General features: G+C 63.9%; 11 protein-coding genes. All 11 read right to left on the bottom strand.

Translation table 11 applies throughout. From position 1 onward, the window contains the following. Window positions 1-32: 32 nt before the first annotated feature. Entirely contained in the window at window positions 33-1,706 is a 1,674-nt protein-coding gene (gene hutU, locus RHIBR816_RS0115020) for a urocanate hydratase (protein WP_026187020.1), read from the bottom strand. A 113-nt stretch (window positions 1,707-1,819) separates the two neighbouring features. Further along, on the bottom strand, window positions 1,820-2,626 hold the full coding sequence (gene hutG / locus RHIBR816_RS0115015) for an N-formylglutamate deformylase (protein WP_018237384.1): 807 nt from the start codon (window positions 2,624-2,626) through the stop codon (window positions 1,820-1,822). A 1-nt stretch (window position 2,627) separates the two neighbouring features. Further along, window positions 2,628-4,163 (bottom strand): histidine ammonia-lyase, encoded by a 1,536-nt coding sequence (hutH, locus tag RHIBR816_RS0115010; protein ID WP_018237383.1) that lies wholly within the window; start codon window positions 4,161-4,163, stop codon window positions 2,628-2,630. Continuing rightward, window positions 4,160-5,407, bottom strand: coding sequence for an imidazolonepropionase (gene hutI / locus RHIBR816_RS0115005; protein WP_018237382.1), 1,248 nt, complete (start codon window positions 5,405-5,407; stop codon window positions 4,160-4,162). Before hutI ends, hutH begins: the two co-directional genes overlap by 4 nt. 177 nt (window positions 5,408-5,584) lie before the next feature. Then, the gene (gene phnN, locus RHIBR816_RS0115000; RefSeq protein ID WP_018237381.1) at window positions 5,585-6,172 is read right to left on the bottom strand and encodes a phosphonate metabolism protein/1,5-bisphosphokinase (PRPP-forming) PhnN; all 588 of its coding nucleotides are present in this window, start codon (window positions 6,170-6,172) and stop codon (window positions 5,585-5,587) included. Beyond that, window positions 6,169-7,308, bottom strand: a complete 1,140-nt coding sequence (locus RHIBR816_RS0114995) for an alpha-D-ribose 1-methylphosphonate 5-triphosphate diphosphatase (protein WP_018237380.1) — start codon at window positions 7,306-7,308, stop codon at window positions 6,169-6,171. The genes phnN and RHIBR816_RS0114995 overlap by 4 nt, the downstream gene beginning before the upstream one ends. Window position 7,309: 1 nt before the next feature. Then, window positions 7,310-8,017, bottom strand: a complete 708-nt coding sequence (locus RHIBR816_RS0114990; protein WP_018237379.1) for a DUF1045 domain-containing protein — start codon at window positions 8,015-8,017, stop codon at window positions 7,310-7,312. A gap of 124 nt (window positions 8,018-8,141) precedes the next feature. After that, entirely contained in the window at window positions 8,142-9,656 is a 1,515-nt protein-coding gene (phnE, locus tag RHIBR816_RS0114985; protein ID WP_018237378.1) for a phosphonate ABC transporter, permease protein PhnE, read from the bottom strand. Between the two features lie 9 nt (window positions 9,657-9,665). Continuing rightward, window positions 9,666-10,628, bottom strand: coding sequence for a phosphonate ABC transporter, permease protein PhnE (gene phnE, locus RHIBR816_RS0114980; protein ID WP_018237377.1), 963 nt, complete (start codon window positions 10,626-10,628; stop codon window positions 9,666-9,668). Between the two features lie 108 nt (window positions 10,629-10,736). Beyond that, window positions 10,737-11,642 carry a phosphonate ABC transporter substrate-binding protein gene (phnD, locus tag RHIBR816_RS0114975; protein WP_018237376.1) on the bottom strand — a complete coding sequence of 302 codons (906 nt, stop codon included), beginning with the start codon at window positions 11,640-11,642 and terminating at the stop codon, window positions 10,737-10,739. Between the two features lie 88 nt (window positions 11,643-11,730). Continuing rightward, window positions 11,731-12,573 carry a phosphonate ABC transporter ATP-binding protein gene (gene phnC, locus RHIBR816_RS0114970; RefSeq protein ID WP_018237375.1) on the bottom strand — a complete coding sequence of 281 codons (843 nt, stop codon included), beginning with the start codon at window positions 12,571-12,573 and terminating at the stop codon, window positions 11,731-11,733. Between the last annotated feature and the right edge of the window lie 292 nt (window positions 12,574-12,865).

Genomic DNA, 12,865 nt, shown 5'->3' with positions numbered 1-12,865 from the left:
CGGGAGGCCGCGGGGCAGCCTCCCGCCATTCGTCAGTTGCCGAGAATGCCCGGGAGCCGTAGGCCCTGTTCCTTGGCGCAATCGACCGCGATGTCATAGCCCGCATCGGCATGGCGCATGACGCCGGTCGCCGGATCGTTCCAGAGAACCCGTTCGATGCGGCGGGCGGCATCTTCCGAACCGTCGCAGCAGATGACGACGCCCGAATGCTGCGAAAATCCCATGCCGACGCCGCCGCCATGGTGCAGCGAAACCCAGGTGGCACCGGATGCGGTGTTGAGCAGTGCGTTCAGCAGCGGCCAATCGGAGACCGCATCGGACCCATCCTTCATCGCTTCGGTCTCGCGGTTCGGCGAGGCGACGGATCCCGAGTCGAGGTGATCTCGGCCGATGACGACCGGTGCGCTGAGCTCGCCGGTCCTGACCATCTCGTTGAAGGCGAGGCCGAGGCGGTGGCGGTCGCCAAGACCCACCCAGCAGATGCGCGCCGGCAGGCCCTGGAGGGCGATACGCTCGGCGGCCATGTCCAACCAGTTGTGCAAGTGCTTGTTGTCGGGCAGCAGTTCCTTCACCTTCGCATCGGTCTTGCGGATATCCTCCGGATCGCCGGACAGGGCCGCCCAGCGGAACGGGCCGATGCCGCGGCAGAACAGCGGACGGATATAAGCAGGCACGAAGCCCGGGAAGGCAAAGGCATTTTCGAGGCCTTCTTCCTTGGCGACCTGGCGGATGTTGTTGCCGTAGTCGAAGGTCGGGACGCCCATGTTCTGGAAGGCGATCATCGCTTCGACATGCTCGCGCATCGAAGCGCGGGCGGCCTTTTCGACGGCTTTCGGATCGCTTTCGCGCTTCTGCTTCCACTCGGCCATGGTCCAGCCCTTCGGCAGATAGCCGTTGATCGGGTCATGCGCTGACGTCTGATCCGTTACCATGTCCGGGCGGATGCCGCGGCGGACCATTTCCGGCAGGATCTCGGCCGTGTTGCCGAGCAGGCCGACGGATTTTGCCTCGCCGGCAGCCGTCCAGCGGTCGATCATCTCCATCGCTTCGTCAAGCGTTTCGGCCTTGGCATCGACGTAGCGGGTGCGAAGGCGGAAATCGATGGAATCCGGGTTGCATTCGACGGCGAGGCAGCAGGCGCCGGCCATGACGGCGGCGAGCGGCTGGGCGCCGCCCATGCCGCCGAGACCGCCGGTCAGCACCCATTTGCCCTTGAGGTCGCCGTCATAGTGCTGGCGGCCGGCTTCGACGAAGGTTTCGTAGGTACCCTGCACGATGCCCTGGCTGCCGATATAGATCCACGAACCGGCGGTCATCTGGCCGTACATGGCGAGACCCTTCTTATCCAGCTCGTTGAAATGGTCCCAGGTCGCCCAGTGCGGCACCAGGTTGGAATTGGCGATCAGCACGCGCGGCGCGTCCTTGTGGGTGCGGAAGACGCCGACCGGCTTGCCGGACTGGACGAGAAGGGTCTCGTCCTCGTTGAGATCCTTCAACGTCGCGACGATCCGGTCGAAATCCGCCCAGGTGCGGGCGGCCCGGCCGATGCCGCCATAGACGACGAGTTCATGGGGGTTTTCGGCGACTTCCGGGTCGAGATTGTTCATCAGCATCCGGAGCGGCGCTTCGGTCAGCCAGCTCTTGGCGCTGATCTCGGTTCCGCGCGGGCTGCGCACGTCGCGGATGTTGTGGCGCGGATTGTTCATGTTCATGCCTCACTCCCTGTCAATTTGAGGTCTCGGCGGGTTGCTTGAGAATGTGCTGCGCTATCGGATCAGCATTCCGCCATAAGCATTTGAATTCGTGCATTTCTGCAAGTTTACGTGTGATCCCGAAGACCGAGGGCGATCGCTTCGATCTGTTCCAGTATCGCCTTCAGATGATGGCGGAGCAGCTTGGCCTTGCCTGCGTCGAGGGCGAATGGCGGCGCCTCCGTCGCCAGGTGCGTCGATTGGGCCAATTCCATCTGAATCGCGTGGACGCCGATCTCGGGACGGCCATAGTGGCGGGTCGTCCAGCCGCCTTTGAAGCGACCATTCAGGATGTAGGTGTAACCCTCTGCTTCGCTTGCAATTTCTGCCGCCGCGCGCTCGATCGCCGGGGCGCAGGTCTTGCCCATATCGGTGCCGATGTTGAAGTCCGGGAGCTTGCCCTCGAAGAGGAACGGGATATGCGAGCGGATCGAGTGGCAGTCGTAAAGGATCGCCACGCCATGAATGGCCTTGACCCGGTCGATCTCGGCGGCAAGCGCGCCGTGATAGGGGGCGTGAAAATCCCGCAGTCTCGCGGCGATATCGGCATCCGTCGGGCCTTCGCCTTCCTTCCAGATCGGTACGCCATCGAAATCGGTCTCCGGCACGAGGCCGGTCGTGTTCTGGCCCGGGTAGAGGCTGACGCCTTCCGGATCGCGATTGGCGTCGATGACATAGCGATGGAAGGTGGCGCGGACGGTGGTCGCTTCCGGCAGCAGGCCTTCATAGAGCTCGTGGATGTGCCAGTCCGTATCGGCGAGGATACGGCCATTGTCGTTCAAGCGCTCCCGGATCGGCGGGGGAACGTGGGTGCCCGTGTGGGGAAAGCCGAGAATGACGGGTGAGGTGCCCTGCCGGAGTTCGAAGACGGCCATGTCAAACCTCCAGTCGCGGGAGAATGCCGTCGGAGACGGCGGCGGCCAGCCGGCCGGAGGCGACGAGTTCGCCGGCGGACCTCAGGTCGTCTGCCATGTAGCGGTCTTCCTCCACCGTCGGGGAAACGGCGCGCACGGCCGCGGCCGCATTCTGCAGTTCCGGGCTGGTCGCAAGCGGCGCCCGGAATTCGATGCCCTGAACGGCGGCCAAGGCCTCGATGCCGATGATGGAGAACAGGTTGTCGGTCATCTGCAGCAGCCGGCGGGCGCCGTGGCAGGCCATCGAGACGTGATCTTCCTGGTTGGCCGAGGTCGGCGTCGAGTCGACGGATGCCGGATGCGAAAGCTGCTTGTTCTCCGACATCAGTGCGGCGGAGGTGACTTCGGCGATCATCAATCCGGAATTCAGACCCGGTTTCTTGGCGAGGAAGGCCGGCAGGCCGTAGCTCAAGGCGGGATCGACGAGGAGCGCAATGCGGCGCTGCGAAATGGCGCCGATCTCGCAGATGGCGAGCGCGATCTGGTCGGCGGCGAAGGCCACCGGCTCGGCATGAAAATTGCCGCCGGAGACAACGGAATTGTCGGAGAGCACCAGCGGATTGTCGGTGACGGCATTCGCCTCGATGGTGAGCGTCGCGGCCACCGAGCGCAGCAGGTCGAGGCAGGCGCCGTCGACCTGCGGCTGGCAGCGGATGCAATAGGGATCCTGCACGCGTTCGTCGCCCTCGAGATGGCTCTGGCGAATGACCGACCCGTCGAGCAGCCGCCGGAGTGCGGCGGCAGTGTCGATCTGGCCGCGATGGCCGCGGAGCGTATGGATATCCGGGTGGAAGGGGGCGGACGATCCCATGGCCGCATCGGTCGAGAGCGCGCCGGTGATGAGCGCCGCCTGCGCGGCCCGATGGGCGCGGAACAGGCCCGCAAGCGCCAGCGCCGTCGAAACCTGAGTGCCGTTGATCAGCGCCAGGCCTTCCTTGGCGGCGAGCGTCACCGGCATAAGTCCTGCCGCCCTCAAGGCAGCATCGCCCTTCATGCGCTCGCCGGCGACGAAGGCTTCGCCATGGCCCATCATCACGGCGGCCATATGGGCGAGCGGCGCAAGGTCGCCCGAGGCGCCGACTGAGCCTTTTTCCGGGATTAGCGGCATGACGCCCTTCTCGAGCATCCCTTCGATCAGGCGGACGAGTTCGAGGCGCACGCCGGACGCGCCGCGCCCGAGCGAGATGAGCTTCAGCGCCATGATGAGGCGCACGATGTTCTCCGGCAGCGGCTGGCCGACGCCGCAGCAATGCGACAGGATGAGGTTGCGCTGCAGGGTCGCCACATCGGCGCTGTCGATCTTGATCGAGGCGAGCTTGCCGAAGCCGGTATTGATGCCGTAGACCGGCGCGTTGCCGGCGACGATCTCGGCGATGCGCGCCGCGGCCTTCTCGATGCCGGCATCATAGGCGCGATCGAGGCGCGCCGGCTCACCCGTCCAGTAGATCGTCTCCAGGTCCTTGAGCGGTGCCGAACCGGGTTTCAGAACAATGGTCATTGGGCAATCCTTTCACCCTTGAAAATCCGCTCGGAGAGGGGGTTGAAACCGATGCGGTAGATCAGCTCCGCCGGCGCTTCGATGTCCCAGAGCGCCAGATCGGCCGACTTTCCTGCTTCGATCGTGCCGGTTTCGCCGAGGATGCCGAGCGCGCGCGCCGCCTCGCGCGTCACGCCGGCGAGGCATTCTTCGAGCGTCAGGCGGAAGAGCGTCGCCGACATGTTCATGGTCAGGAGAAGAGACGTCAGCGGCGACGTTCCCGGGTTGCAATCGGTGGCAATGGCGATGCGCGTGCCGGCGGCGCGCAGTTCCTCGACCGGCGGCAATTGCGTTTCGCGAAGGGTGTAGAACGCCCCCGGCAGCAGGACGGCGACGGTACCGGCCCTCGCCATCGCGGCAGCGCCGTCGGCGTCGAGATATTCGAGGTGATCGGCGGAAAGCGCGCCATAGGAGGCCGCGAGCTTGGCACCGCCGAGATCGGAAAGCTGTTCGGCATGAAGCTTGACCGGCAGGCCAAGTGCCTTGGCGCCGTCGAACACACGCGCGATGTCGGCCGGTGAGAAGGCGATCCCCTCGCAGAAGCCATCGACCGCGTCGACAAGTCCTTCCGCATGGGCCCGGTTCAAGCCGGGGAGAACGACGTCGTCGATATAGTCGGCATTCCGGCCCTTGTATTCCGGCGGCGTGGCGTGGGCGGCGAGATAGCTGGTGACGATGCGCACCGGGCGCGCTTGCGCGAGTTTACGCGCCGCCCGCAGCATGTTCAGTTCCGCCTCGATATTGAGGCCATAGCCCGATTTGACTTCGACCGTCGCTACGCCCTCGGAAAGCAGCGTGTCGAGCCGCGGCAGCGCGGCTTCGACGAGTTCGTCGACCGACAGCGCATTGGTTGCCTTCACCGTCGAGACAATGCCGCCACCGGCGCGGGCAATCTCTTCATAGGTCGCGCTATCGAGCCGCATCTGGAACTCGCGGGCGCGATTCCCACCGTGAACGAGGTGCGTGTGGCAGTCGATCAGCGCCGGCGTCATCCAGCGGCCTTCGCAATCGATCACGCGCTCGGCGCCGGACAGCGCGGAGGGGAGTTCGCTTTCGGCGCCGGCATAGACGATCCGGTCGCCGCGCATGGCGACAGCACCCTTCTCGATGATGCCGAGCGGCCCCAGATCCTCACGAAAGGTCGCAAGGCGCGCATTGCGCCAAAGGCTGGTCCGTTCCGCGCTGGAGATCTCGTATCCGTTCATCGCTTACGCCTTTCTCATGTAGATAATGTATATACATAATAAATCCGACAGCAAGCGAAAAATGTTTGGTCCCCGGCAAAGAGGTAACGCGACCTGCGTGCCGGGCGAGCGACCACAACGAAAAAGCCCCGGACCTTTGATCCGGGGCTTGGGGCGAGAATATCCGGTTGTCCGCGGTCAGGCGGGGTGATGCAGCTCCGTGCAATGCAGTTCGACGAGGGCGATGAAACGCTCGCCGGCGACGTCAAGCCGGCCGCTATTGTCGATCACGGTCACGTCCGGCCCCGCGACGACGTCAGGCACTTGCCGCTTCAGTCGACGCAGAACATCTTCCTCGCTTTCGCGCCCCCGTTGGGCGAGGCGTTTCGCCAGCACCGGCGCATCGGCGGTGACCAGGGCGACGGCCACCTTGCCGAAGGCGGCGCGAATGGCGGGAAGGGCAGCGCGGCTGCCGTTGACGATCGCCGTCATTCCGGTTTCGACCTTTTCGGCAATCTCGCGCGGGATGCCATAGCTCAAGCCGTGCGCCTGCCACGAAACGGCGAAGGCACCGCTTTCCCGCATTTCCTCGAACTCCGACGCCGATACGCTCTCATGCACTTCACTGCCGGCATCCGATGGACGGGTGATGACCCGCCGGACGAAGAGGATGTCCGGGCGTTGGGCGAAATGGCGGGCGGCACAGCCCATGACGCTGTCCTTGCCGGCACCGCTCGGGCCGACGACGACGATGAGCGCTCCGCGCGGTTCCCCAGCCGACATCATGCGACACGCCGCCCTTCGCGCCATACGGAGCGAACAACCGGAATGCCTTCGGGCCGATGGACACGCGCGACATCGGCGCGCAGGCCGACGGCGATCCGGCCGCGATCGGCGAGGCCGACGGTGCGCGCCGGCGTTGCGGTCACCAGGGCGATCGCGCTCGGCAGGTCGATGCTTTCGACTTCGTCGGCGAGGATGAAGGGTGCATGGATCAGGCTGAAGGGCACGTAATCCGACGAAAGCACGTCGAGCACGCCGCGCTCCGCGAGCTCACGCGCTGCGATGTTGCCGGAATGCGACTTGCCGCGCACGACGTTGGGCGCCCCCATCAGAACACTCAGTCCCGCCCGGTGGGAGGCTTCCGCCGCTTCGAAGCTCGTCGGAAACTCTGCCAGCCGGACGCCATAGCCGATCGACTCCTCTACATGCGCGAGGGTGGCGTCGTCGTGGCTGGCGACAGTGATGCCGCGTTCCGCGCACGCTTGCGCGAGCGCCGTGCGGTGCGGCGCCGCATAGCGTGCCGACAGCGCCTGCTGGCGCTCGACGAAGGCGGCGAAGGCCTCGTCCGTCAGGCCGCGCTTGGTCTTGTAGTAGAGGATATATTGCTCCATCGTCTGGAACTGCCGCTGGCCGGGGGCATGATCCATAAGCGAGACGAGACGAACCTGCGGGTCGTCGCGGAAATCGTCGTAGTGCTCCAGAACGTCGGCGGTCGAAACCTCGCAGCGCAGGTGGATGAGGTGGTCGGCGCGCAGCCGCCCCTCGTCCTTCGCCTGCGCCAAGGCGTCGGCCATGCTGCGCATTTCGCCCTTCGGGAAGCCGCTTTCCTCATCCGAGCCGAGGCGCAGACAGTCGAAGACGGTGGTGATGCCGGAGGTGACGACCTGGGCGTCATGCGCCTGGATGGCGGCGATCTTCAGCCAGCGCACGCCGGGTCGCGGCGAGTAATGCGCCTCCAGGTGGTCGGTGTGAAGCTCGATCAGGCCGGGAAGTAGGTAGTCGCCCTCGAAATCTTCGCCAACGCGACTCGCGCCTTCCGAGATGTCGGTAATCTTGCCGTCGCGTATCAGAACCGAACCATCGATAATTTCATCTTCGAGAACGATGCGGGCATTGCTCAGAACCTGTTCGCTGCTCATGTCATGCAATCTTTCGTGCGGATGCGCTGCCGAGGGGCAGCAGGGAATGAACCGTGAAGGGGGCGCCGCGCTGCGGCTCGACAAAAAGAGCGACCGTCGAGATGGTGAGGGGCTGGCCGATGAACGCGTCAAAGGCGACCTCAAGCGTTTCGCGCATGGCGCAGCGCATCTCCTCCGGCACGGGGCCGGTAAGCGTCAGATGAAACTGGAACTCCTCGAAGACATAGGGGTAGCCCCATGCCGTTAGGTAATCTCTCTGACGCTGCGTCAGCTTGTCCGGATTCCGGCGGCCGACATCGGCCTCGGAAAGGGGAGCACGAAAAGGCTCGAAGCGGCGAACCGCCTGCTCCCCCAAATTTTCCAGTCGCGCGGACGGCGCGCTCGGTACGAGCGCGAAGAACGGACCGATCTGGTGAAGCGTGATTTCGGGCACTTCGAAAGACTCGATCTCCGCTGCGAATTCATCGAAGGCGGCAATCAACTCGGTTTCGCTTCGTTCCGCCGCAAGCGCGAAGGGCGCTTTCAAGGTGCCATGGAAGCCGTAGCGGCGGGGCTCGGCTGTCAGGGCCCGCTGCTCCTCCCCTGCTAGCGCCATCATTTCCGGCCAAGCCAAGGCGCCGTCGAGGAAGGCATCGCGGCCGAGCCAACGGGACGCGGTCTGCGACAGCCGGTCATCGGCCGGCGGCGCGAAATAGATTGCGTAGCGCACTGGTCTTCACTTTCTTGATCGTCGCCTGGCGGTGAGGCGAGTCGACCACTTGTGGGTGTGATGCGCAGCTAGCCGATTTGCATGACAACATCATGATCGCATCGCTATGAAGCACAAAAAGAGTTCAGTGTCCGCTGCGCCCCATCAGCCGGGAGCGGCACGCGTTCGAGATGCTGTCGAAAACGAAGACAACCATCAAGATCAAAAGCACCATATAGGCGACATTTTCCCAATCCGAATTGGTCCGCATGGCTTCCCAAAGCTTCAGCCCGATGCCGCCGGCGCCGACCGCACCAATAATCGTGGCCGAGCGCGTATTCGATTCCCAGAAATAAAGCGCCTGGCTAGCAAAGACGGGAAGCACCTGCGGCAGCACGCCGAAGCGCTGTACCGCGATCGGAGGAGCGCCGACGGATTTGACGCCTTCGCGCTGCTTGTCGTCGATGTTTTCCAGCGCTTCGGAATAGAGCTTGCCGAGCGTGCCGGTGTCGGTGAAGAAGATCGCCGAGATGCCGGCAAGCGGCCCGGGACCGAAGGCGCGCGTGAAGAACAGCGCCCAGATGAACATGTCGACCGAGCGCAGGAAGTCGAAGAAGCGCTTGACCAACTGGTTGGTTACACGGCTCGGCGTGATGTTGCGGGCGGCAAGGAAGCAGAGCGGGAAGGCGATGAGCGACGCGAATACCGTTCCGACAAAGGCCATGACGACGGTCTGCAGCAGCTTCGTCCAGACATCGAGATGCTGCCATTCGGCATTGTAGAGGATGTTGTCCCAGGCGAGCGACAGGTTCGAGCGCGCCGGATCGATGCGGTCTCCCGACAGGATCAGGCGCGCTACCTCGCCATAGGACTTCCCGAAGAAGGGCGAATTGGTGTCGAAGAGGAAATTCGCCCAACCGAAGAAGCGGTTGCGGATCGAGACCTCGTTGCCTTCGATTTCAGCCCAGCCGGTGAGGCCGAAGGAAAGCGTGATCTTTGCGCCCCGACGCTTCTGGGTCGCCCAAGGAGGCAGGTCGCCTTGCGCCGTCACCCTGTCCGATCCGTCGACCATGATCGTGACGGTTTCGCCGGCATGGGTCGCCGCGACAAGCTTGTCGGAGACTTCAATGCGCGTCGCGCGATCGTAGGTTACGACTGCGCGCGTGACGACCTCTTCAGTGCGGGACGCGACAGCGGTCTGTTGGTCGGCTGCACTTGCGGCGCCGAGCGCCGCATCCGGCGCCATGAAGTTGAAGGAGGAGCTCGCCTTTGACCTCGCCTGAGTGGCGGCAGCGGGCGCCTCGATGGCGCGCGTCACCTCTTCCTTGTCGAGCATCACCCATTCCGGGTTCGGATCTTTCCCAAGCGGCGAATGACGCCCGTAGGACACCGCCATCGTTCCGTCGGGGTTTATCTCGATTTCCGGACGGACTTCATAGGACACCCAGTCGGCGAGGTAAGTGCCGGCAATGCCCCAATTGGCATTGGCGAGAACATGGCCAATCGAAAAGAACCACCAACTGAAGGCCAGGTAGAGGACCAGGCCAATGCAGATCAGCATCGGCTTCAGACCCTCCTTCGAAGAGGATTGCACGAGATGCGCGTGGCGGGCGGCAATCGCTTCCATTTCGAGCGCGCTGGGCTTTGTCGAGGCAATCATGACGAGCTCCTACTGGGCGAGCTGGAAGGCCTGGTCGCCGACGAGGCGGCGGCGGAGCCAGGCGGAAAAATGGTCGACGGCGAAAATCGTGGCAAAGAGCAAAAGCACGATCGCGAGCGTCTTGGCCTGATGGCCCTGGCCGATCGACAGGCGCAGAAGTTCGCCGATCCCGCCGCCGCCGACCGCGCCGATGATTGTCGAGGCGCGCACATTGATCTCCAGGCGCAGGAGAAAGTAGCTGGTGAAGTTCGGCAAGACCTGCGGCACGATGCCGAACCAGACCCGCTCGATCCAATTGCCGCCGACCGCGCGCAGCCCTTCCTCCGGCTTCATGTCGGCATTCTCGACCACCTCGAAGAACAGCTTGCCGAGCGCGCCGATCGTGTGGATCGACACCGCCGCGATCGCGGGGATCGGGCCGAGCGAGAGGATCGCCAGGAAGAAGCCGGCGATCACCACTTCCGGAAATGCGCGCAGAATTTCCATGACCCGACGAACCGGGCCGCGCACCCAAGCGCTGGGCGTCAGGTTGCGGGCCGCGAGGAAGCACAGGATGAAGCCGAAGAACGCACCGATCAGCGTCGAGAAGATAGCGATATTCACCGTCTCCAGCATCTTGTGGACGTATTCGGGAATGTAGAGGCTGTCGGTGACATATAGGCGGCCCTCGGGATAGTTGTACTTGAAGCTCCCGTCGTCATAGGGGGAGGGTAGATCAAACAGGGCGCGCAGGATTTCCATTGCATCGCGCGGCATCAGGTCGCCGACGAAATCGAAGAAATGCGGCAAGCGGTCGACGAACTTTCCGGCATTGGAATCGTTGGCAAACCACAGAGAGGCAAAGAGGGTCAGCGCCAGAACGGCAAGGCCGAGCGTCGTGTAGAGACGCCGGCGGTCGTTGAGTTCCCGCCAGTGACGCTCGATCAGTGCTCCATTGTCGCTTAACTGCCGGGAAAGCACGGAAGCAGGCATGGGGATTTCCGGCGGAAGCCGGCCTCTTGGAGGTCGGCGCCTTTGGGCGCCCATAAGATGAGGCGCTGGCCGCTTGGCAGCCAGCGCCAGGCATATGGTTTGAAGCGATCAGCCGCCGATCGTCGCCTTGCGGGCGTCGATGATCGGCTTGTAGAAGTCGGCGTTGACTTCGGTGTAGCCGCTGAATTCGCCGCCCTGGATGGCCGAGAAGCACGCGGCATCGGTTTTCGGCAAGTCCAGCATGAACTGTTTGAACTTCGCCTTCATGTCGTCGTTCAGCGAGGTACGCACGACGATCGGGCCGTTCGGGATCAGCGGCGAGCGCCACAATTCGACGAGGTCGTTCATGTCGAGGATGCCCTTGTCGACCATCTTGCGCAGGTTGCCGGACGTGTAGCCGTCCTTGAACTCGCCGACGCCCGAGCCGAAGGTCGTGCCGGCATCGAAGGTACCCTTCAGGACTTCGAGTACGAGGTTTTCATGGCCGCCACCGAAGCCGGTCTCGCCGAAATACTCCTTCACGGGGGCGCCGATCGTTTCCGGCAGCGTCACGAGGGGAATGAGGTAACCGGAGGTGGAGTCCGGATCGGCAAAGCCGAGCTTCTTGCCCTTGAGATCCTCGATCTTGGTGATGCCGGAATCCTTGCGGGCAACCATGATGGAATGATAGCCGGTTGAACCGTCGGTCTGGACCGTCGTCAGGATCGGCTCAGCGGCATCTGCCTTGGCCAGGTAGATCTTGGCATAGCCGGAGGCGCCGAGTTCGGCGTAGTCGAGCGTGCCGCCGAGCAGGCCCTGGATAACGCCGTCATAATCGGCAGCCGGGAACAGCGAGACCTTCTCGACGCCGATGGCGGCCGGGAGCTTGTCGACCAGGCACTGATAGTTGCGCAGGCGGTCGGCCTCGTTCTCGCCGCCGATGATGCCGACGCGGAACTCCTTGAGGTCTTCTGCCTGGGCATGGCCGACGACGGCGATGAGCGCGACGGCACCCAGAAGAGCTTTCTTCAGCATGAGGTTTGTCTCCCGTTTTTCCGGCTGCGCCGGACCAGTTTCGGTTCGAAAGGTGCGCCCTTGACGCGGGCATTCGATCGTGGCGGCCTCAAAGGCCGGCCAGTGCCAGCGGCTTTGGGCTGGCCGATGCGGTTTCCTCGCGGGCGGAGGCCGCGGGAATGTTGATGCTCGTCGAGGTCATCGATTCCTCGATTGCCGTGTCAGCGCCGTAGATCTCGGCGACGGCTGCGGCAGTGAGGTCCTTCGGCTGGCCGTCGAAGACGACCCGGCCATGCGCCATGCCGATGATCCGTTCGCAATAGTTGCGTGCCGTGTCGAGCGTGTGGAGGTTGGTGACGACGGTGATGCCGTCTCGCTCGTTGATATCGCGCAGCGCATCCATCACGATCTTGGCGTTGAGCGGGTCGAGCGATGCGATCGGCTCGTCGGCGAGCAGCACCTTCGGCTGCTGCATCAGGGCGCGCGCGATCGCGACGCGCTGCTGCTGGCCGCCCGAAAGCGTGCCGGCCGGCTGCAGCGCAGTCTGCTCGATGCCGAGACGCTCGAGTGCGCCGATCGCCATGATCCGCTCTTCGCGGCTGAACAGGTTGAGGATGCTCGAAACTGTCGAACGGTGGTTCAGCCGGCCGAGCAGCACGTTGGTCAATACGTCGAGGCGCGGCACCAGGTTGAACTGCTGGAAGATCATCGCGCAGTCGCGCTGCCAGTTGCGAAGCGCCGCGCCCTTGAGCGAGGAGACCTCGATACCGCCGAAGTCGATCGAGCCGGAGGAGGGGTCGACCAACCGGTTGATCATCCGCAGAAGCGTCGACTTGCCGGCCCCGGACCGGCCGATAATCCCGACCATCTGGCCCTGCGGTATGTCGAAGGAAACGGCATCGACGGCTTGCTTCTTGCCGAACTGGCGGGTCACGTTCTTCAGCTGAAACATCGGCGGCAGGTCCTTTCCGGGGAGTCCGGTGATCCTCGTGACCTTGCCATATCGGCGCTGCGTGAAGGCGCGATGTCAGTTTCTTATCGGTTCTGTTACAGTTCACAGGCGCCGGCGAAACGGCCCTGCCGGACGCCTGACCGTTGCAATCCATACGCATCTCCTACCCTCGGTCCTCTGCGTTCGATCGCAGACAGGTTCGCCGGAAAGGCGGTGGGCGCCGAAGGAAGATGGCCATGAATGGGCTCACAGCTACTTGGCGCATTCGGCCGGTGCGAAGGCAAGACCTGTT

The sequence above is a fragment of the Ensifer sp. BR816 genome (assembly GCF_000378985.1).
In the GTDB taxonomy this organism is placed as follows: Bacteria; Pseudomonadota; Alphaproteobacteria; order Rhizobiales; family Rhizobiaceae; genus Sinorhizobium.
This window is presented reverse-complemented; position numbering and strand designations above follow the sequence as displayed.

Excerpts from the sequence above, each read along its gene's own strand:
- hutU (WP_026187020.1), bottom strand. The coding sequence starts at position 1,706 with ATGAACAATCCGCGCCACAACATCCGCGACGTGCGCAGCCCGCGCGGA.
- hutG (WP_018237384.1), bottom strand. The coding sequence starts at position 2,626 with ATGGCCGTCTTCGAACTCCGGCAGGGCACCTCACCCGTCATTCTCGGC.
- hutH (WP_018237383.1), bottom strand. The coding sequence starts at position 4,163 with ATGACCATTGTTCTGAAACCCGGTTCGGCACCGCTCAAGGACCTGGAG.
- hutI (WP_018237382.1), bottom strand. The coding sequence starts at position 5,407 with ATGAACGGATACGAGATCTCCAGCGCGGAACGGACCAGCCTTTGGCGC.
- phnN (WP_018237381.1), bottom strand. The coding sequence starts at position 6,172 with ATGATGTCGGCTGGGGAACCGCGCGGAGCGCTCATCGTCGTCGTCGGC.
- RHIBR816_RS0114995 (WP_018237380.1), bottom strand. The coding sequence starts at position 7,308 with ATGAGCAGCGAACAGGTTCTGAGCAATGCCCGCATCGTTCTCGAAGAT.
- phnE (WP_018237378.1), bottom strand. The coding sequence starts at position 9,656 with ATGATTGCCTCGACAAAGCCCAGCGCGCTCGAAATGGAAGCGATTGCC.
- phnE (WP_018237377.1), bottom strand. The coding sequence starts at position 10,628 with ATGCCTGCTTCCGTGCTTTCCCGGCAGTTAAGCGACAATGGAGCACTG.
- phnD (WP_018237376.1), bottom strand. The coding sequence starts at position 11,642 with ATGCTGAAGAAAGCTCTTCTGGGTGCCGTCGCGCTCATCGCCGTCGTC.
- phnC (WP_018237375.1), bottom strand. The coding sequence starts at position 12,573 with ATGTTTCAGCTGAAGAACGTGACCCGCCAGTTCGGCAAGAAGCAAGCC.